Source organism: Aeromonas sp. FDAARGOS 1409 (genome assembly GCF_019048705.1).
GTDB lineage: Bacteria > Pseudomonadota > Gammaproteobacteria > Enterobacterales > Aeromonadaceae > Aeromonas > Aeromonas sanarellii.
The window spans coordinates 2773339-2792791 of record NZ_CP077395.1; the positions used below are offsets into that span (position 1 = coordinate 2773339).

The 19453-nt window shown below is 63.3% G+C and carries 17 protein-coding genes; 10 read left to right on the forward strand and 7 right to left on the reverse strand.

Going from position 1 to position 19453, the window contains the following annotated elements; all coding sequences use genetic code 11:
• Positions 1-21: 21 nt before the first annotated feature.
• The gene (gene raiA / locus I6L39_RS13235; RefSeq protein WP_216989894.1) at positions 22-354 is read right to left on the reverse strand and encodes a ribosome-associated translation inhibitor RaiA; all 333 of its coding nucleotides are present in this window, start codon (positions 352-354) and stop codon (positions 22-24) included.
• Between the two features lie 392 nt (positions 355-746).
• On the opposite strand from raiA, the gene I6L39_RS13240 reads away from it, so the two are divergent.
• From I6L39_RS13240 to yciA, 5 genes are all read left to right on the forward strand, one after another.
• A complete protein-coding gene (locus tag I6L39_RS13240; RefSeq protein WP_042077365.1) occupies positions 747-3266 on the forward strand; it encodes a bifunctional diguanylate cyclase/phosphodiesterase in 2520 nt (839 codons plus the stop codon).
• 83 nt (positions 3267-3349) lie between these two features.
• Entirely contained in the window at positions 3350-5266 is a 1917-nt protein-coding gene (locus I6L39_RS13245) for a transglycosylase SLT domain-containing protein (RefSeq protein ID WP_216991794.1), read from the forward strand.
• A gap of 177 nt (positions 5267-5443) precedes the next feature.
• Entirely contained in the window at positions 5444-6442 is a 999-nt protein-coding gene (locus tag I6L39_RS13250) for a LacI family DNA-binding transcriptional regulator (protein WP_216989895.1), read from the forward strand.
• Positions 6443-6688: 246 nt separating this feature from the next.
• Positions 6689-7501 carry an NAD-dependent epimerase/dehydratase family protein gene (locus tag I6L39_RS13255; protein ID WP_216989896.1) on the forward strand — a complete coding sequence of 271 codons (813 nt, stop codon included), beginning with the start codon at positions 6689-6691 and terminating at the stop codon, positions 7499-7501.
• 138 nt (positions 7502-7639) lie between these two features.
• The gene (gene yciA / locus I6L39_RS13260) at positions 7640-8038 is read left to right on the forward strand and encodes an acyl-CoA thioester hydrolase YciA (protein WP_029314261.1); all 399 of its coding nucleotides are present in this window, start codon (positions 7640-7642) and stop codon (positions 8036-8038) included.
• Between the two features lie 6 nt (positions 8039-8044).
• On the opposite strand, the gene I6L39_RS13265 is transcribed toward yciA, so the two are convergent.
• Positions 8045-8269, reverse strand: a complete 225-nt coding sequence (locus I6L39_RS13265; protein ID WP_042077371.1) for a hypothetical protein — start codon at positions 8267-8269, stop codon at positions 8045-8047.
• A gap of 111 nt (positions 8270-8380) precedes the next feature.
• On the opposite strand from I6L39_RS13265, the gene I6L39_RS13270 reads away from it, so the two are divergent.
• The gene (locus I6L39_RS13270; protein ID WP_216989897.1) at positions 8381-9226 is read left to right on the forward strand and encodes an endonuclease/exonuclease/phosphatase family protein; all 846 of its coding nucleotides are present in this window, start codon (positions 8381-8383) and stop codon (positions 9224-9226) included.
• Between the two features lie 69 nt (positions 9227-9295).
• Here I6L39_RS13270 and I6L39_RS13275 read toward each other — a convergent pair whose 3' ends face one another.
• A complete protein-coding gene (locus I6L39_RS13275) occupies positions 9296-10552 on the reverse strand; it encodes a LysM peptidoglycan-binding domain-containing protein (protein ID WP_244462930.1) in 1257 nt (418 codons plus the stop codon).
• Between I6L39_RS13275 and I6L39_RS20280 the strand changes: the two genes are divergently transcribed.
• A complete protein-coding gene (locus tag I6L39_RS20280; RefSeq protein WP_244462931.1) occupies positions 10553-10825 on the forward strand; it encodes a hypothetical protein in 273 nt (90 codons plus the stop codon).
• Between the two features lie 87 nt (positions 10826-10912).
• Here I6L39_RS20280 and gloB read toward each other — a convergent pair whose 3' ends face one another.
• Positions 10913-11677 (reverse strand): hydroxyacylglutathione hydrolase, encoded by a 765-nt coding sequence (gloB, locus tag I6L39_RS13280; protein WP_042077376.1) that lies wholly within the window; start codon positions 11675-11677, stop codon positions 10913-10915.
• Between the two features lie 80 nt (positions 11678-11757).
• Here gloB and I6L39_RS13285 point away from each other — a divergent pair, with 80 nt between their 5' ends.
• Positions 11758-12480, forward strand: coding sequence for a methyltransferase domain-containing protein (locus tag I6L39_RS13285; RefSeq protein ID WP_216989898.1), 723 nt, complete (start codon positions 11758-11760; stop codon positions 12478-12480).
• A 6-nt stretch (positions 12481-12486) separates the two neighbouring features.
• Here the strand turns inward: I6L39_RS13285 and rnhA are convergent, their stop codons facing one another.
• Positions 12487-12951, reverse strand: coding sequence for a ribonuclease HI (gene rnhA / locus I6L39_RS13290; protein ID WP_216989899.1), 465 nt, complete (start codon positions 12949-12951; stop codon positions 12487-12489).
• A gap of 75 nt (positions 12952-13026) precedes the next feature.
• Between rnhA and dnaQ the strand changes: the two genes are divergently transcribed.
• Positions 13027-13761, forward strand: a complete 735-nt coding sequence (gene dnaQ, locus I6L39_RS13295) for a DNA polymerase III subunit epsilon (protein ID WP_216989900.1) — start codon at positions 13027-13029, stop codon at positions 13759-13761.
• A complete protein-coding gene (locus tag I6L39_RS13300; protein WP_216989901.1) occupies positions 13758-15014 on the forward strand; it encodes a TIGR03503 family protein in 1257 nt (418 codons plus the stop codon). The genes dnaQ and I6L39_RS13300 overlap by 4 nt, the downstream gene beginning before the upstream one ends.
• A gap of 80 nt (positions 15015-15094) precedes the next feature.
• On the opposite strand, the gene I6L39_RS13305 is transcribed toward I6L39_RS13300, so the two are convergent.
• Positions 15095-16612, reverse strand: coding sequence for an HD domain-containing phosphohydrolase (locus tag I6L39_RS13305; RefSeq protein ID WP_216989902.1), 1518 nt, complete (start codon positions 16610-16612; stop codon positions 15095-15097).
• 174 nt (positions 16613-16786) lie between these two features.
• A complete protein-coding gene (gene fadE / locus I6L39_RS13310; RefSeq protein WP_216989903.1) occupies positions 16787-19243 on the reverse strand; it encodes an acyl-CoA dehydrogenase FadE in 2457 nt (818 codons plus the stop codon).
• Positions 19244-19453: the final 210 nt, after the last annotated feature.

Sequence of the window (19453 nt, forward strand, 5' to 3'; positions counted from 1 at the left end):
TGGATGGAGAGGTGAACCGGATCAGGCGTCCGCTTCGTCCGGCTGGGCCACTTCCTTGCCGGCGGCACGGCGGGCGATGGGCTTCTCCGTGTGACGGTTGAGCTGGCGCTCCAGCTTCTGGCCCAGATCCGTGATGGCGGCATAGAGATCCTCATGCTCTGCCTGCGCAAACAGCTTGCCGTTGGGGATGCCGGCCGTGGCTTCGACGATATACATCAAACGCTCTTTGGAGATGATCACGTGGGGTGTGATAAGAGGCACCTGAAGACGCTCGAGCTTTTCAAAACGGGATTCAATGCGCTCGCGGATGGCTGGGGTGATGTCAATGATTTTGCTGGTCATTTCAATTTTCATATTGGCCCCCTTCGGGTCGTCTTGCTTGTGTCTTCACCCTCAGATTACCCATGTGGCTAAATCAGAATGTGATCTGCATCACGAAATATCCCCCTGGCGATCTCACCGTCCCCAAATTGTGAGCTTTTCCCGTTTCATGCCAAAAACCGCTTGAGCTCAGTGAAACAGGAAGGCAGTATCAGGGAATAGGATCGTTTCTGTCCCCCTCTTGGCAGCGCCTTGTGCCGACCCGATATCCGGTTTTCGCCGCACCGCCTCGTATTTTCTCTATTCACATCGCGTTATCGCATCGCAGAAGATTGCCATGCGCCGGTGGAGATATGCGCGTAAACGGATATGCTTTTCTGCAAGAGTCGGGGGTGGATGACGTGGTTGTCGTGTCGGAGTCGTAAATGAAGCAGCAAGCCACCCAGATGATGTGGTTTTATGATCGGCAGCATGAGCAGTGGAGCCTGTCGGATCATGTCTCTTGTGAGCCCTGGGCAGGGGAGGGGCCTCATCCCTGGGCCGGGCAGCTGGTGCCGGAAGACGAAGCGGGTTTCGCCGATTTTCTCTCCAGACTCCACCACAGTGGCCAGTCCGGCCAATTCATCGGTCACCTCGGCGACGAGACGGGCAATGTGCACCATGTGCTCTGGTACGGTCAGTATGTGGCGGCCCAGCAGCTCTGCTGCGGCTGGCTGGCCCCGCTCGAGATGATCCACCGCGAGATGAGCCGCACCGAGCCGCCCGCCGGGATCATTCCGCCACTGCCCCTGTTGCAGGCCCCCTTGCTGGCCAAGCTGGCACAGGCGCTCTCCGCCAAGACGGGGCTCGATTTCTGCCAGACCCTGGTGAACGAACTGGCCCATATCCTGGGGGCCAGCGCGGTCTGGCTGACGGAGCGGGTCGGGCTCGACCGGCTCAGGGTGCTGGCGAGTCACGGCATCGACGTCAAGGAGTACGCCCTGGGCGACATGCCTTGCCAACAACTCTATCGGCAGGGGGCCACCAGCCCTTCCCCCGTCAGTGAACCATTGAGCGAGGGCCAGGGCCTGCCCGCCGGCCTGCATTACTACGCCCAGCCACTGCTGGATCGCGGTGGTCAGCTCCTGGGCCATCTCGCCCTGCTGTTCCCGAGCCAGACCCAGACCGCCGATCTGGGCTCAGTGCTGACCATCTTCTCGGTGCGCATGGTGGCCGAGCTGGAGCGTCTGCAGAGCGACGCCCTGATGCGGCTGTCTGCGGTGGCGTTCGAAACCCACGAAGGCATCATCATCACGGATCCCGAGTTCAAGATCCTGCGGGTCAATTACGCCTTCAGCCAGATCACCGGCTTCGACAGTCAGGGGGTCATAGGCCTGCACCTTGGCAACGATCTCTGGTCGGGACTGGGCGGGCTGGGCTATGAGCTCAACGCCCTCGATCGCTGGCAGGGGGAGACCCTGCGTCTGCATGCCGACGGCCGCGCCTATCCCCAGTGGGAAATCGTCACCCCGGTGCAGGACGACAAGGGGGGCATCAGCCACTACGTCATCTTCTTCGAGGACATCTCCGAGCGAAAGGCGGCGGAGCGCCGCATCCAGGATCTCGCCTATTACGACGAGCTGACTGGCCTGCCCAATCGCCGCCAGTTGCACGAGACCCTGGCCCAGGCGTTCGCGGAGGCGAGCCGTGAGCACCTCATCGGCGCCCTGCTGTTCATCGATCTCGACCACTTCAAGACCATCAACGACTCTCTCGGCCACGCCACCGGTGACTGGCTGCTCAAGGAGGTGGCCAGCCGGCTCAAGCGGCTGGTGCGCCAGGGAGATTGCCTGGCCCGACTCGGCGGCGACGAGTTCGTGCTGCTGCTGCCGGCGCTCTCCATCAGCCCGCCCCAGGCGGAGATGCAGGCCGACCTCATCGCGGAGCGGCTCATCGGTGAAATCGCCGCCCCCTACAGCCATGGGGGACAGGTGCTGCATATCGGGGCCAGCGTCGGCATCACCCTCTTCCCCGGACGGGAGCAGGAGGCGGGGGATCTGCTCAAGCAGGCCGACACAGCCATGTACCAGGCCAAGTCGGCGGGCCGCAAGACCCGGCGCTTCTTCGATGCCTCCATGCAGTTGCAGGCCGACCGGCGTCTGCTCATCCACAACGAGCTGCGCAGCGCCCTCGACAACCAGGAGTTGACCCTGCACTACCAGCCCCAGCACATGGTCGAGGGGGGGGACCTCATCGGGGTGGAGGCGCTGATCCGCTGGCAACCGCCGGGCCGGGCCCTGGTCTCCCCCGCCGAGTTCATCCCCATCGCCGAGGAGACGGATCTCATCGTCGACATCGGCAACTGGGTGCTGCACGAGGCGTGCACCCAGTACGTCTCCTGGGAAGAGAACGGAATCCACGTGCCCCAGCTGTCGGTCAACGTCAGCGCCAAGCAGTTCCATGCCCCCGATTTCGTCGATCGCATTCACGACGTGCTGGCCTCGACCGGCATGGATCCCGCGTGCCTGAACCTGGAGATCACCGAGTCCGTGGTGCTCGGCCATGCGGAGGACACCATCAGCAAGATGACCGAGCTCAAGACCCTGGGCATCAGCTTCGCCATCGACGACTTCGGGGCCGGCTACTCCTCCCTGAGCTACCTCAAGCGGCTGCCGGCGGACGAACTCAAGATCGACCGCTCCTTCATCCAGGACATCCCCAAGGATGGGGACAACATGGCCATCGTCGAGGCGGTGATCGCCATGGCACGCCACATGGGGTTCAACGTGACGGCGGAGGGGGTGGAGTCCCGCCAGCAGCTGGAGTTCCTGCAGGCGCAGGGCTGCCATTTCTTCCAGGGGTATCTCGCCTCCAAGCCGCTCCCCGTGCCCTATCTGGAACGCTATGTCAGCCGCCTGGTGCGCAGCGAACGCAGCGCCTTTGCCGACAAAAATAGTGTGGCGTAGCCCGGGGGCTTAGCGGGTAGAATGAAGGTATGTCACCACCGCCAGCGGGCGGTGGCCGTGCCTTTGAAGGGAGAATGCCATTCGTGAAAGCCGTGCAGGGAATCATCTTATCGGCGCTGTGTGTGCCAGGGCTAGTGGCACCCGTCTTTGCGCAAACCATGGAACAGTCCCTCTATCGTGAGGGCTATGACGCCGTGCGGGCCAATGATCAGACCCGTTTCGAGCAAATTCGTGCCCGCCTGAGCCATTACCCCCTGCGGCCCTATCTGGACTACTACCAGCTCGCCTTCAGGCCGGGGGCGGCGGACTATGACGACGTGACCCGCTTCATCCGCCAGCACGGGGACACCCCCCAGTCCAACCGCCTGGAGCGCGCTTACCTCAGCTATCTGGCCCAGAGCCAGCAATGGTCCCAGTTCCTGCGCTTCTACCCGGCCAAGCCGAGCTCCACCGATCTGCTCTGTCAGCACTATCAGGCCCGCTATTACACGGGGCACAAGAGCGAGGCCCTGAAGGAAGCCGGCAAACTCTGGTTGAGCGGCCAGTCCAGGCCCGATGCCTGCGATCCCCTGTTCGATCTCTGGCAGCAGGCTGGACTGCGCACCCAGGAGAAGATCTGGCAGCGCATGAGCCTGGCCTTCGAGGCGCAGAACCCCAATCTCATTCGCCACCTGGGGGCCCAGCTCGGCAGCGGCATGAAGGGATACGGGGATCAGATGATCGCCCTGTATGAGCAACCCGTGCGGGCGATGAATCCGGCCAACTTCATGGCGACACCGCCATCGCGCCAGCTGCTCTCCCTGGGACTGGCCCGCTATGCCAATGAGCAGCCGGATGCGGTCTTGCGCCAGCTGGGGGAGATGACCCGCCGCTTCGGCCTGAACCACACCGAGGTGACCCGGGTGGAGCGGGCGGCCGCCCGCCGCCTGCTGCTCGATCGTTCCCTCGCCCAGCGCAGCTGGCTGGACGCGGCCCTGGTGCGCCTGAAGGATGGCGAGCTGATGGAGCTGCGTGCCCGCCTGGCCGTTTGGGAGCAGGACTGGCGCGGGCTGGAGGGCTGGGTCAAGCGGATGCCCATGGCCCTGCAGAAGGAGGATCGCTGGCGCTACTGGATGGCGCGCTCGCTGGAGGAGCAGGGGCGGCAGAAATCGGCGCGGGAGCTCTATCTCGAGACCGCGAACCTGCGCGGCTTCTATGGCTTCATGGCGGCGCAGCGCACCGGGGTGCCCTATCGCATCAAGAACCAGAGCGTGGCGCACAAGGTGCCGGACTGGCGTACCGCCAGCCAGCGCTGGCCCTTCCTGCTGCGGGTGCGCGAGCTGCTGGCGATGAACGAGATCACGGCGGCCCGCTCTGAGTGGATCCACAACATGGATCGCAACAGCGTGGCACAGCGTCTCGAGTTCGGTCACATCGCCCTCAACCAGGGCTGGCACGAGCTGGCCATCCTCTCCAGCATCCGGGCCGAGGCCTGGGATGCGCTGGACTTGCGCTTCCCGCTGCCGCTCAAGCGCACCTTCTCCCAGATGGCCCAGGAGCGGACCATGAACACCAGCCTGCTCTACGCCATCTCCCGCCAGGAGAGCGCCCTCTACCCGCTGGCGCAGTCGCCGGTCGGGGCGCGGGGCCTGATGCAGCTGATGCCGGCCACCGCCAGGGAGACGGCGGGCAAGCTGGGGGTCCCCTATCGCAATGAGCAGCAGCTGTTCGATCCGGCCATGAACATTCGCCTCGGCAGCGCCTACCTCAAGCGCCTGCTGGACGTGTATGACGGCAACCGGATCCTGGCGGCGGCGGCCTACAACGCGGGCCCGGGCCGGGTGAAGCGCTGGCGTGAGCAGAGCGAGAACAAGCCGATGGATGTCTGGGTGGAGAGCATTCCCTATCGGGAGACGCGCAACTATGTCCAGAACGTCCTCTCCTTCGACCTCATCTATCAGCACAAGCTGCAGCAGCCCCTGCGTTTCATGTCGGAACGCGAGCTGAATCACGCCTACTGAGTCAGGGGGCAGTCGTTGTCGCGGCTGCCTCCCATTCTTGCCCAAGAATGGTTATCATCCCTTAAGCTTTGTTACAAAAGGAAACCTGCCAGGTGATCGGGCCCCGCGTCTTGGTCTGGCAGGTTCGATACAATGCCCGATCATCACAGACAGGCTTTCCCAACAAAGGAATCGAGAGTGGCAACGATCAAAGATGTGTCTCAGCTGGCGAATGTCTCCATTTCGACGGTGTCTCGAGTGATCAACAACACGGCTCAGGTGGCGCCAGAGAAGCGCGAGGCCGTGCTCGCGGCCATGAAGGAGCTCAGCTTTCGTCCAAACAGCTTCGCCCAGGCCCTGGTAAGCAAACGTTCCAACTGCATCGGCGTGCTGGTGGGCGATCTGTGTGGCGGCCCCTTCTTCGCCCAGATGATGCGCGGCATCGAGAGCATGGTCGACAAGGCGAACAAGTTCACCATCGTCGTCTCCGGCAACCACGATGCGGCCAGGGAGCGTCACGCCATCCAGGCGCTGCTGCAACGCCAGTGCGACGCCCTGATCCTGCACAGCAAGGCCCTGCCTGACGAAGAGTTGAGCGAGCTGGCGTCGGGCACGACCCCCATCGTCTTCATCAACCGCCAGGTGCCGGGTTGCGAGGAGCGCTGTGTCTGGCTGGACAACCAGGCGGGCATCACCACGGCCTGCCAGCATCTGCTGGACGCGGGCCACCGCAAGATAGCCTTCGTCACCTCGGATGACGAGGAGTTCGTCGATGGTCAGCAGCGGATGGCCGGTTATCGCTTCGCCCTGCAACGGGCGGGCATCGAACTGGATCAATCCCTCATCGGTCGCGCCTACGCCGACGAGAAGGGCGGCTATGTGGCCATGAGCGAGCTGCTGGAGCGCGGGGTCGAGTTCACCGCCGTCCTGGGCTTCAACGATGCCATGGTGGCGGGGGCCATCTCCTGCCTGCTGGAGCGGGGTTACAAGATCCCCCAGCAGGTGTCGGTGGTCGGCTTCGACGACATCCCCTATGCCCGTTACATCTATCCCAAGCTCACCACGGTGCGCTACCCCATCGAGGAGATGGGAGAGCGGGCCGCGGAACTGGCCCTGCGCCTGCTGGATCACAAGCCGGTAGAGGGGCTGGCGCTCAAGTTTGAAGCGGAACTGGTACGTCGGGAGTCGGTGGCCTGAGTCATAAGGTTGGCCCCAAGTGGGCCGACTTTCTCGCAAAACATTGAAAGCGCTTTCAGAAATCCTTTTCAACTGTGATCCGCTTCAAAGCTTTTTAGTGGCGCTGCCACTAGGATAGGCCCACGAATTAGGAGCGTGCGCTCCCGATTTTCCCGCTGTGGGAGGTAACCGGCTCATCCGGCTATTTCCTTCGTTACTTTCGACGGTCATCATTGGATGGCCGTTTTTTTTTGTCAGGATCCTGGAATGACGCACGAACATGAGTATCAGACGGGCATCGTCGGCGCCGGCTGGCTGGGGTTGCCGCTGGCACAGGTGCTGCAGCGGTCGGGCCAGCGGGTCGCGGTGACGGTCAGCAGCGCCGAAAAGGCCGGGCGACTGCGAGGGGAGGGCATCGCCGCCTGGCCGTTGCTGCTCGCCCCCGAGATGGAGACGCTGCCGTTTCGCTGCCGTGACCTGGTGATCTGCGTGCCCCCCAGCAAGACCCGGGATTACCCGGCATCGGTGGCCCGGCTGTGCCGGTTGGCCCTGATGGCGGGAGTGCAGAGAGTGCTGTTTATCAGCGCCACCTCGGTATGGACGCCTGGGCAGGGGGAGGATGAGACGCCTGCCCCTGCCCACGAGAGAGGGATGCGAATGCGGGCAGCCGAGCTCGCCGTGCTGGACGCCGGCTTTGCCTGCGCCATGGTGCTGCGCCCGGCCGGCCTCTACGGCCCCGATCGCCATCCAGGGCGTTTCCTCGCGGGCAAGACGTTGGCGGGGGGCGGGCAGGCGGTGAATCTGGTGCACCTGGACGACGTGGTGGCTGCCTGCCAGCTGATGCTGGCTCAGGGGCTGGATGGGGAGACCTACAACCTGAGTGCCCCTGTCCACCCGAGGCGGGAGCAGCTCTACCCCTTCGCGAGCCGTCTGCTCGGGCTGGTGCCCCCGCAATTCATCGAGCCGGCCGGCGACTTTGCCCCCATCGAGGGGCAGCGCATCTGCCTGCGGCACGGTTTCGTCTATCGCTGGCCGGATCCGGCCCACTGGTTTGCCGAGCAGGCTGCCCTGAAGGGGTGAGCCAGGGATGCTGTCGGATTGCCATGGCGGCTGACCACGTGTGGGAGCCAGGTCTGGCGCGGGCCTGAGGGCAATTGAGGTTTGCCAAGGGCGGGATCGCCCCCTATCATGCCGCCATCCATGACAGAGAGAGCGGTAATGATGGAAGAGACAAAGCGTCACCCCGATGGGGAACTGTTGCTGAGAACCCTGGCGATGCCAGCCGATACCAACCCCAATGGCGATATCTTCGGGGGGTGGATCATGTCCCAGATGGATATAGGTGGGGGCATCATGGCCAAGGAGCTGGCAAAGGGACGCATCTGCACCGTCTCGGTCGAGGGGATGACCTTCCACAGCCCGGTCAAGGTGGGGGACGTGGTGTGCTGCTACGGGCGCTGCCTGAAGATAGGGCGAAGCTCCATGCGCCTCAAGCTGGAGGTCTGGGTCAAGCCGGTGCTGCGGGAGAACGAGGCCCAGCGCTACTGCGTGACCGAGGGGGTATTTACCTACGTGGCCATCGACGATCAGGGTAAATCCCGCCCGGTCCCGGTCTGACGCGGGTCAGATCAGCCGGGCATTGATGATGGATATTTCCTGCTCAAGCCCGGTTTTTTGCCGTATCATGCGCTCCAGCATCTCTTCCGAGCCGACGCACTGATGAGTGTCAAAGAGGCAGAGATCGCACTGGGGATCCCGCCTGATCTGATAGACGGTGGAAAGCTCCACTTGATGACAGGTTCCTTGTTGATCATAAAATGTCACGCGGTACTGGTGCTGTCTCGCCATGGCGGGATCCCTCGTGGGTGAATCGGGCCGGACACGAATAATGAGACTAGTTGGCGATCATGAGCTCTGTGAGGGCCATGGCGCCTTGCAGAGGCAGGTGATTGTTAGCCAATGAAAAATAGTTATCGGATTCTGGGGACCTCCCTGCTGACACTGGGGCTGGTCGGCTGTTTCGAGGTGCCGGATCAGGATCATCTGGTCACGGCCGCCGGCATAGTGCCCGGCGCCAGCTGCGATCGCCCCCCGCTGGTGGCTCTCGCCTCCACCGCCTTGCCCCGGGAGTTTGGCATCACCGTCTGGAATCTCTATAAGGGACAGCGCAAGAACTGGCGCGAAGGGCTGGACCAGTATGCCAAATCCCAGGATCTGGTGCTGCTGCAGGAGTCTGCAACCCGACCCGAGATGCTGGACTGGTTGCGGCGAGGCGATTTCCAGTGGCAGCAGTTGCAGGCCTTCACCCAGGGCGGCGTCTCCTTCGGCGTCATGACGGTCGCCAAGACGCCCCAGGCCTTCGTCTGCGGTGTACGCTCCCCCGAGCCCCTGCTGCGCATCCCCAAGTCCGGGCTGGTGAGCCTGTATCCCCTGCAGGGGGATCCTGACGGCGTGCTGGTGGTGAACCTGCACGCGGTCAACTTCGAGTTGGGGATGGCCACCTTCCGCGAGCAGCTCAACGATCTGACCGCCCTCGTCCATCGCCACCAGGGGCCGGTCATTCTGGCCGGGGATTTCAACACCTGGAGCGACAAGCGGGAATTCTGGCTGAACAAGCTGGTGGGAGAGCTCGGGCTGCAGGAGGCCGTCCCGGTGCCCGACTTGCGCCGCACCGCCTTCGGCCGCCCGCTGGACCACCTCTACTACCGCAACCTGGATCTGGTGGAGGTGAGTTCCCCGGCCACCGATTCCTCGGATCACAATCCCATCCTGGCACGTTTCGCGGCCCAGGCCATCACCCCCTGAGGTTCGATGGAATGCAGATAAAAAAATACCCCGCACTCGCGGGGTATTTTTTTGGGTTTTGATGAGCGATCAGCTGTTGTTCTTCACGAACAGGGTCAGCTCCTGACCCGGCTTGAGGTAGTCGCTCTTGCCGAGCTGATTCCAGCGCATCACGTCGTTGACGGCGACCTGGAAACGGGCGGCGATAGAGGAGAGGGAGTCACCGCGGCGCACCTGGTACACCATGGACTTGTTGCTGCCCTTGCCTTGCTTGGGCCAGACTACCAGCTTCATGCCCGGCTTCAGGGACGACTTGGCGTTCAACCCGTTCCACTTGGCCAGATCGGCGTGGGTGACCCCGTGTGCCTGGCTGATGCTCCACAGATTGTCGCCGGAGCGCACCCGGTAATGCACCTTGCTGCCACTGCGGCTCGCCAGTTGCTGCGGCTTGCTCTGGGCGGTCTGGCTCACCATGGCTTTGCCGCCATTGGGGATGATCAGGCTCTGGCCACGGCGCAGGTTGTTGCCGCGCAGATTGTTCGCGAGCTTGAGCTGCTGCACGCTCACCCCGTGATTCTGGGCGATGCGGGACAGGGTGTCGCCGCTGGTGACCTGATAGGAACGCACACCTCGGGTTCGCTCACGCTGGGGCAGATCGGCCAGGGCCAGCTCCAGCGTATCGGCATACTCGACGGGCACCAACAGGTTGTAGGGACCCCGCGGCGAGGTCATGCCCCGCTTGAGTGCCGGGTTGAGCGCCTTGAGCTGGGAGGCGGAAATGCCCGCCAGCTGCGCCGCCACGTTCAGATCGATCTGGCCACCTGTGTTGATGGTCCGCAGCTGCGGCTTGTTGGCCAGCACCGGCAGGGTGACATTGTATTGGTCCGCATTGCGGATCATGTCGGCCATGGCCAGGATCTTGGGCACATACATCCGCGTCTCGCGGGGCAGGTCCAGGGACCAGTAATCGGTCGGCCGGCCCGCCCGCTCGTTGCGTACGATGGCATTGCGCACCCGACCTTCGCCCGCGTTGTAGGCAGCCAGGGTCTGCAGCCAGTCGCCGTCGAAGAAACGGTTCAGGTACTCCAGGTAGTCCAGTGCGGCATTGGTGGAGGCCAGGACGTCGCGTCGGCCGTCGTACCAATTGTCGTGGCGCAGGCCGAAATTCTTGCCGGTCGCAGGAACGAACTGCCAAAGACCGACCGCATTGCTGCGGGAGCGGGCATTGGGATCGAACATGCTCTCGATCATGGGGATGGTAATAAGCTCCATTGGCAGCTCACGCCGTTCGATTTCCTCTACCATCAGATACAGGTAGGGCTCAGCCCGGCTGGCAATGGTCGCCATATGCTTATCATTGCGCAACAACCAATCACGCTGTTGCCGGACACGGGCGTTATCGTACGAGTCCAGCTGCATATCATCGCTGATACGCACCCACAGGTTATCAGTGTCATCCAGCTCTTCTATCTGTTCGTCGCCGAACAGCATGCGCGAAGAGTGTTTCTTGTACGTTTTCTTGCTGACTTGGGGGGATTTCATCGGCTCGATTGCCGTTACCGCCCGGTCATCCTGATGGCTCAGGTTTTGACAGCCGCTGAGAAACAGCGCCGCCAATAAGGCCGTTCGTAGCTTCATCTCGCTCAGGTCATCTATGGAAAAACAGCTCGCATCATAAGGGGCAATGCCCCCCTGATCAAGGTTTGTTCAAAAAACGTCCTTCCAGGCCCGCAGGACGGTGAAGGTATCCTCTGGATTTTCCAAGCATTTCAGGGCGTATTTTTCAGCAGAAAATTTCACTGAGTCCTGCTCGCAGCGCAGAAAAACATTGAAATGCCGCTCATCCCCCAGTCGGGAGGGGAGACTCGGCAGGCCCTGCTGGCGCAGCTTGCTGATCACCCCGATCTGCCGCTGGATCGCCGGGTTGTCCGGCTCGACCGCATGGGCGAAACGCAGGTTGGCGAGGGTGTATTCGTGGGCGCAATAAAGGAGGGTGTCGTCGGGCAGGGCCGCGAGCCGTTGCAGGGAGCCGTACATCTGGGCCGGGGTACCCTCGAACAGGCGGCCGCAACCGGCACTGAAGAGGGTATCGCCACAAAACAGCATGCCCTGGCCGTAATAGGCGATGTGGCCATGGGTGTGGCCGGGCAGGTGGAAGACGTCGAGACTCAGGCCATGCCAGTCGATCCTGTCACCGTCATCGAGCCACTGGCCGTGATGCTCCGGCATGGGGTCATGCTTGGGGCCATAGAGGCGGGCGTGCGGGAAATGGTGCAGCAGATCCGAGACGCCGCCGACGTGATCGCGATGGTGGTGGGTCAGCAGGATGGCGTCGAGCACCAACCCCAGGGCCTCCAGTCGCGCCAGCACCGGCGCGGCCTCGCCAGGATCGACGACCAGGCAGTGATTCTCGTGGCGGATCAACCAGATGTAGTTGTCGTTAAAGGCGGGAACTGTGATGACGGTATACATGGCTCGGCTTCTCTTTTGTGTTCTTTGGGGATGGGATCTTATATAACTGGATGGCATTCGCACCCCGGATTGGTTCCATTATGCAGCTGGCACGTACCGAACAACAGATCGCGATCCCGACCAGCTGGTCGGCACTGCCCATGGGGGACTGGGTGGCTGCCGAGCTTCAGGAGAGGCTCGACAACTGGTGCCCCCATCTGTTTGGCTATCACCTGCTGAAAATTGGCGCCCTGAGCGCCGAGCTCTCCTGCGGTTGTTCCACCATTCGTCACCAGATCGGGGTCGCCCCTGGCGGGCGGCTGCTGGACATCCTGGGTGATCCCCTTGCCCTGCCGGTGCGCTCCGGCAGCGTGGATGCCTGTCTGCTCGCCCACTGCCTCGACTTCTCGCCAGATCCCCATCAGGTGCTGCGCGAAGCCGAGCGGGTGCTGACCGACGATGGCTGGCTCATCGTCAGCGGTTACAACCCCCTCAGTCTGGTGGGGATTGGCCACTACCTGCCTTTCATGCGGCGCCATCTGCCCTGGTCCGCCCGCATGTTCACCCCCGCGCGGGTGACCGACTGGCTGCAACTGCTCGGGTGCGAGGTGATGTTTGACGAACGGTTCGGCTTCTCCTTCATGGGCAGGCAGAGCCGGATAGGCTGGTGGCGGGAGAGCCTGGGACGGGACTATTGCCGCTCCCTGGCGTCCGTCTACGTGATTGCCGCCCGCAAGCGGCGCTTCCCCGTCATCCCGGTGCGTCGCCGCTGGCGCCTGCCGGAGCCGATGGCGGCGCCGGGCATGGCGCGGCAGGGGGGTTAGCCTGCCTCAGGGCTGGTAGCCGCTGTCTTCGGCAAGCTGCTTGCCGCTGGCGGCTTCCCGTGCCAGCTCGTCGCAGCGTTCGTTCTCCGGGTGACCCGAGTGACCCTTGACCCAGAGCCATTCGATCTGGTGACGCGCCACTTCCGCATCCAGCGCCTGCCAGAGATCGACGTTCTTGACCGGCTGGCGGTTGGCGGTCATCCAGCCTTTCTTCTTCCAGCCGATGATCCACTGGGTGATGCCCTGGCGCACATACTGGCTGTCTGTGGTGAGCCGCACCCGGCAGGGTTCGTTCAGGGTGCGCAGCCCCATGATGGCAGCCATCAGCTCCATCCGGTTGTTGGTGGTCAATCGGAAACCGGCCGAGATCTCCTTGCGATGCTTGCCGTAGACCATGACGGCGCCGTAGCCGCCGGGCCCCGGGTTGCCGAGGCAGGAACCATCCGTGAATAAATCAATGTGTTTCAACATGAGTGATCAGTCTGTTTTAGCCAAAGGCTTGGGGTAAACTAGCGAGTAAAACCGAAGTTTGACATGGATTTGATCATGAGCACACCCCAACTGAACCGCCAGATCATTCTGGATACCGAAACCACCGGCATGAACACCGCGGGCGGTCCCGTCTACCTCGGGCACCGCATCGTCGAGATCGGCTGCGTGGAGGTGATCAACCGCAAACTGACCGGCAACCACTTCCACGTCTATATCAAGCCGGATCGGCTGGTGGACCCCGAGGCCGTCGCGGTACACGGCATCACGGATGCCTTCCTGGCTGACAAGCCCTCCTTCAGCCAGATAGCGGATGACTTCATCGAGTTCATCCGCGGTGCCGAGCTCATCGCCCACAACGCCCCCTTCGACGTGAGCTTCATGGACTATGAGTTCAGCAAGCTCGGCCTGAACTTCAAGACGGCGGATATCTGCGGCATCACGGATACCCTGGCGATGGCGCGGGATCTCTTCCCGGGCAAGCGCAACAACCTGGATGTGCTGTGCGATCGCTACGGCATCGACAATTCCCACCGCACCCTGCACGGCGCCTTGCTCGATGCGGAGATCCTGGCGGACGTCTACCTGCTGATGACGGGTGGCCAGACCAAGCTCAACCTGGCCAGCGAGAGCAACGAGAGCGACAGCAACCAGGACACCGGCATTCGCCGCCTGGAGGGCAACCGCGCGCCTCTCAGGGTGGTGCGGGCCAGCGAGGAGGTGGTGGCGACCCACGAGGCTAGGCTGGACCTGGTACAGAAGAAGGGAGGTGCCTGCCTGTGGCGGCAATGAGTTCGCTCTGGGGCGGCCTGTTGCTGCTGGCCTCCCTCTCGGCCTCGGCCAACGAGGTATTCGCACCCTCCGACATCCCCCTGCTCGACAACCGCTTTCGCATCGATTATGGCGTGAAGGAGATCACCTTCATCATCACCCGCAAGCCGGGTACCCCCTCGGTGATCCTGGTGCGGCCCGATGGCAGCAAGCTCTATGTGGGCAAGGTCAGGCCGCCTGAGGTGGGCTGGCTGGCCCTCAAGGATCAGGATCTCATCACGGTGCGCAACCCCATGCCGGGCCCCTGGCAGGCCATTGGCGAGGTGGACCCCGACAACCGGGTGCGCCTGCTCTCCGACATCCGGGTCGCAAGCGAGCCGCTGCCGGCCCGCCTCTATCAGGGGGAGCGGGTCAAGCTGCAATCCCGGCTGCTGATCGACGGTGCGTCGCCGGGGGCCGGCTACTACCTCTCGGATCTCGGCATGACGGTGAAGCTGCAGCAATTCAACGATGCGGCCCAGCGCGGGGAGCCCATCTTCGAGGAGACGCTCGGCCATTATCTGGACGATGGCAAGGGGCTTGACGAGGTGCCGGGAGACGGCGTGCTGACCGCCGAGGCCGTGCTGGACGTGCCGGCAGGCAAGTATCGCGCCCTCTACAGCACGGGCAACGAGGTGTTCTCCCGCGCGGAGTCACAGCAGGTGCTGCTCTATCCCTTGCCGGTGAGCTACACCTTGGATCCCCCCTCCGGTGACACCGGGGCCAGACTCTCCTTGCTCATCGATGTCGACGAACTGGATCCGGCCTCAGTGGTGATCCAGGGCAAGGCCATCCACAGCACTGGGGCCAGCATGGCCTTCAATGCGGTGGCAACCGAGCCCCGCCTCGGCGTCGATCTCTCCGCCCTCAAGGGGGCGGGCCAGTATCAGGTGGAGGCCACCCTGTTCGCCACGACCCGGCTCGGCCGTGAAGTGCGGCTGCAGCTGCCGGTCAAGTCGTTCACCATCATGCCGTCACCGGCCCCCATTCCCTCGGCGGCTTCTGCCACCTCGGCGGCCAAGCCGGCCAAGGCCAAGTTTGAGGAGCGTGAGAGTCCTGTCTGGCTGCCCTGGGCCCTGGGGGGCGGGGGCGTGCTGCTGCTCCTGCTGGGGGCGGGCGGCTTCATCCTGCTGCAGAAGCGCCGCACCCTGCGCAAGACGATGGCAGCGCAGAAGGCGCAGCACGCCGAGGTCGCCCCGGCGCCCAAGCTGGATCTCAATCTGCCGGAGCAATAGCCCCAGTGCATTGCGAAGAAGCCGCCCGATGGGCGGCTTCTTCATGATGGCGAGGTGGTGGCGCGGGGAACACAAAGATATCAGTGGGCGCCGACATAGATGTCCTTGTACTGCTCGCGGATGTCGAGGAACTTCTCCAGATTGGCCAGCATCAGATCCACCAGCTGGGGATCGAAGTGCTCACCCTTCTCCTCCTTGATCAGCGCCAGCACCTGTTCCAGCGGCCAGGCCCGTTTGTAGCAGCGATCCGAGCCCAGGGCATCGAACACGTCCGCCAGGGCGACGATGCGCCCCTCCAGGGGGATGGCATCACCCTTGAGCCCGCGGGGGTAGCCGGTGCCGTTCCACTTCTCGTGATGGTTGCCGGCGATGGTGGCACCTATCTGGAACAGCGCCAGATCACTGCCGGAGAGCATGTCCTGCCCCAGCTGGGCATGGGTCTTCATGATCTCCCACTCCTCCGGGGTGAGCTTGCCCGGCTTGTGCAGGATGGCGTCCGGGATCCCCACCTTGCCGATGTCGTGCAGGGGGGAGGCGCGCTTGATGAGTTCACACCTCTCCTCATTCATGCCGAGCAACTGGCAGAACAGCTCGGTGTAGAGGGCCACCCGCTTGACGTGCAGGCCGGACTCCTTGGAGCGGCTCTCCACCAGCTCGCCGATGCGGTAGATGATCTCGCGCTGGTTGTCGCCGATCACCTCGTTGAGCCGGATGTTCTCCAGCGCCACTATGATGTTCTCGGTGAACAGGCTCAGCAGGCCGGTGTCCATCTGGCTGAGAGGACGGGTGGTCTCGATGTGGAACAGCAGGTGGTGACGGGGGTTCTGGCAATAGAGCACCATCTGGTTGCCGTCGTAGACATTGGCCCCCCTGGTCATGGCGTGGCGCAGTATGGCCGGGGCATCGGAGAGCAGCAGGGCCGGGCCGTCGCTGAGCAGGGGCTCCAGTACCTGATCCCGCACCTCGTAGGCAAGGTGCTTCACGTCGTAGATCTGGGACTCTTCCAGGTTGAGCAGGGCGCTGAGCTGGGTCTGCGCCCCCTCGACGAACTGGCGCAGGGCGCGCTGCTCGAAGATCCCCTTGGAGGCTTCGATGACCTTCTCCAGTCCCTGGCGATTGCTCTCCAGGGTGCGGATGTCCCGGTAGGAGCGCAGGCTGGCGCGCAGCAGGGTGCGCAGCTTCTGGGAGGTGAGCTCCGTCTTGTCCTTGTAGTCGTTGATGTCGTAGTTGGTGACGACGTCATCTTCCGGGGCCTGACCGGGCTGGCCGGTTCGCAGCACGATGCGAACCATCTTGTTTTGCAGCTCGTCGCGGACGAACTTGACCACCTCGAGACCGGCGTGGTCGGCTTCCATGACGACGTCGAGCAGCAGCAGGGCGACATCCGGCGTGATGGCGAGCAGCGCCTTGGCCTCGGCGGCGGAATAGGCGTGCAGGAAATCAATGGGTTTGCCGTCGAACTCGAACTTGTTCAGGGTGATCTTGGTGATGCGGTGAACTTCGGGTTCGTCGTCCACTATCATCACCTTCCAGCCGACGGGGCGCTCTGCTGATGTGGGAAGATCGTCATCGTCAATAATCAGGATTTGATCATCCATTACGCAATCCTGTGTGTGATCCTGTGCTTACCTTAACCGCTTCATTCAAGATAAGAAACGGCTAGATATCCAAAATATGATCCCGCCGGTTTATCTCCCTTCTCTGGTCTCAATCGGGCAGAGCGCACCATGAAAAACGCCTCCCGGAGGGAGGCGTGTTGACATGCATCAATATCAGGCTGCCCTGTGATAGGCAGAAGCCTCAAACAGCGCCTTGTTGGCCACCAGATCGACAGGGTCGAAGTCATCGACGTTGATGGTGCGCAGGCGACTCTCTTCGGCGCGGCGCAACAGCTCGGCCTCGGTCGGGTTGATGACCCCGAGCGCCAGACCGGCCTCCGCCACCTTGTCGAGCTGGGTGAAGGGACGCTTGCTGCCTTCGGCCTTGCATACCTTGTCAAACAGCGGCTCGGCGGCCAACACGTCGTCGAGAGCCTGTTCCAGCAGACCGAAGGGGTTGCCCTCCTCGCGGGTGAGGTACTGCCCTTCGGCCAGGCGGCTGCGGGTCGCGCTCGGCGCCTGCAGCAGACGGGCCACCTGGCTGTCGAGCTTGTCGGAGGGGCGCTTCAGGTCGCGACCCAGCGGCAGCACGACGGCGCGCAGGGCCAGCCCAATCCAGCGGTTCGGGAAGTTGCGCAGCAGCTCGTCGATCGCCTCCTGTGCCTTGAACAGGGCATCTTGCAGCGCCCAGTGCAGCAGCGGCAGGTCGGCCTGCTGGCGTCCCTCGTCCTGATAGCGCTTGAGGGCGCTGGAGGCGAGGTAGAGCTGGCTCAGCACGTCCCCGAGGCGGGCGGAGACCCGCTCCTTGCGCTTGAGCTCGCCACCCAGGGTGCCCATCGCCATGTCGGAGAGGAACGCCAGGTTGGCGGAGAGGCGGGAGAGCTGCTGGTAGTAGCCCTTGGTCTGATCCTTGTAAGGGGCGGCGGCGAAGCGGGCGCCGGTCAACCCCAGCCAGAAGCTGCGCACCAGGTTGCTGATGGCGAAGCCCACGTGGCTGAATACCGCCTTGTCGAAGTCCTTGAGGGCCTGCTCCTTGTCCGGGTGGCTGGCGGCCAGCATCTCGGGCAACACATAGGGGTGGCAGCGGATGGCCCCCTGGCCGTAGATGATCATGCTGCGGGTCAGGATGTTGGCCCCCTCGACGGTGACCGCGATGGGCGCCCCCTGATAGCCGCGGGCCAGGTAGTTGTTGGGGCCCATGCAGATGGCCTTGCCGCCGTGGATGTCCATGGCGTCGATGATGCACTTCTGGGCGCGGTCGGTGAGGTGGTACTTGACGATGGCGGAGATGACAGAGGGCTTTTCACCCAGGTCGATGCCGGTCACCGTCAGCTTGGCGGCGGCGCCCATGATGTAGGCGTTGCCCCCCAGGCGGGCCAGCGGCTCTTCTATCCCTTCCATCTTGCCGATGGGCAGCTTGAACTGACGACGGATGCGGCTGTAGGCACCGGTGGCCAGGGCCAGCATCTTGACGCCGCCCGTGCTGTTGGAGGGCAGGGTGATGCCGCGACCGACCGAGAGGCACTCCACCAGCATGCGCCAGCCCTGGCCGGCCATGGCCGGACCGCCGATGATGAAGTCGAGCGGCACGAACACCTCCTTGCCGCGGGTCGGGCCGTTCTGGAACGGCACGTTGAGGGGGAAGTGGCGGCGGCCGATCTCGACGCCCTTGATGTGGGTCGGAATGAGGGCGCAGGTGATGCCGAGCTCTTCTTCCTCACCCAGCAGGTGGTCCGGGTCACGCAGCTTGAAGGCGAGGCCCAGCACGGTGGCGATGGGGGCGAGGGTGATGTAGCGCTTGTTCCAGGTCAGGCGCATGCCGAGCACCTCCTCCCCTTCCCACTCGCCCTTGCAGACGATGCCGAAGTCGGGGATGGAGCCGGCGTCCGAACCCGCTTCCGGGCTGGTCAGGGCGAAGCAGGGTATCTCCTTGCCTATGGCCAGGCGGGGCAGGTAGTGGTCTTTCTGCTCCTCGGTGCCGTAGTGCTGCAGCAGTTCCCCCGGGCCCAGGGAGTTGGGCACGCCGACGGTGGAAGCCAGCACGGCGCTGGCGCCGCACAGCTTCTGCAGCACGCAGGACTGGGCGTAGGCGGAGAACTCCAGGCCGCCGTATTTCTTCTTGATGATCATGGCGAAGAACTTGTTGTCCTTCAGGTACTGCCACACCTCGGGGGAGAGATCGGCCCGCTCGTGGGTCACCTCCCAGTCGTTGACCATGCGGCACACTTCTTCCACCGGGCCGTCCATGAAAGCCTGCTCTTCGGCTGACAGCGTGCTGACCGGAATGGCGTGCAGCTTCTTCCAGTCCGGATTGCCGGCGAACAGATCCGCTTCCCACCAGGTCGTCCCCGCCTCGATGGCTTCCTTCTCGGTACGGGACATCTCCGGCATGATGGACTTGTAGATCTTGAACAGGGGTTTGGTCAGCTGGTTGCGGCGAAACTCCACCAGGTTGAGGGGAATGGCGATTACGGCGAACAGCACCCACACCAGCAGGGGCACATGGCCATAGAGGGCGCCGGCGACCAGGGCGGCGGCCGTGGCAAGCGTGGCGGTGAACAGGGACGCCCGGTGGTAGGCCATGGCGCCAATCACCAGGATCACCCCGAGCAGAGTGAGGGTCGTCGTCATTTTTCGCTCCTTGCATGAATTGCCGAAGTTGGGTAACTGGGGTTAACTGATCCAGAGGTCTGACCTGTTGGATGTGGCCCTGTTGTAATTCATACGCACAAACTTATCAAGCTGTTTACAAGCTTGTTACCTTGGCGTTGTGATCGGCATAACGGGTCGTGCGCCGCATCTTGGCGGGCGGGGGGGCGACGATTGGGCTGGCTTGTGCGA

Coding starts and splice junctions, on each gene's coding strand:
- raiA (WP_216989894.1), bottom strand. CDS start 354: ATGAAAATTGAAATGACCAGCAAAATCATTGACATCACCCCAGCCATC.
- I6L39_RS13240 (WP_042077365.1), top strand. CDS start 747: ATGAAGCAGCAAGCCACCCAGATGATGTGGTTTTATGATCGGCAGCAT.
- I6L39_RS13255 (WP_216989896.1), top strand. CDS start 6,689: ATGACGCACGAACATGAGTATCAGACGGGCATCGTCGGCGCCGGCTGG.
- yciA (WP_029314261.1), top strand. CDS start 7,640: ATGATGGAAGAGACAAAGCGTCACCCCGATGGGGAACTGTTGCTGAGA.
- I6L39_RS13265 (WP_042077371.1), bottom strand. CDS start 8,269: ATGGCGAGACAGCACCAGTACCGCGTGACATTTTATGATCAACAAGGA.
- I6L39_RS13270 (WP_216989897.1), top strand. CDS start 8,381: ATGAAAAATAGTTATCGGATTCTGGGGACCTCCCTGCTGACACTGGGG.
- I6L39_RS13275 (WP_244462930.1), bottom strand. CDS start 10,552: ATGGCGACCATTGCCAGCCGGGCTGAGCCCTACCTGTATCTGATGGTA.
- I6L39_RS20280 (WP_244462931.1), top strand. CDS start 10,553: ATGCTTATCATTGCGCAACAACCAATCACGCTGTTGCCGGACACGGGC.
- gloB (WP_042077376.1), bottom strand. CDS start 11,677: ATGTATACCGTCATCACAGTTCCCGCCTTTAACGACAACTACATCTGG.
- I6L39_RS13285 (WP_216989898.1), top strand. CDS start 11,758: ATGCAGCTGGCACGTACCGAACAACAGATCGCGATCCCGACCAGCTGG.
- rnhA (WP_216989899.1), bottom strand. CDS start 12,951: ATGTTGAAACACATTGATTTATTCACGGATGGTTCCTGCCTCGGCAAC.
- dnaQ (WP_216989900.1), top strand. CDS start 13,027: ATGAGCACACCCCAACTGAACCGCCAGATCATTCTGGATACCGAAACC.
- I6L39_RS13300 (WP_216989901.1), top strand. CDS start 13,758: ATGAGTTCGCTCTGGGGCGGCCTGTTGCTGCTGGCCTCCCTCTCGGCC.
- I6L39_RS13305 (WP_216989902.1), bottom strand. CDS start 16,612: ATGGATGATCAAATCCTGATTATTGACGATGACGATCTTCCCACATCA.
- fadE (WP_216989903.1), bottom strand. CDS start 19,243: ATGACGACGACCCTCACTCTGCTCGGGGTGATCCTGGTGATTGGCGCC.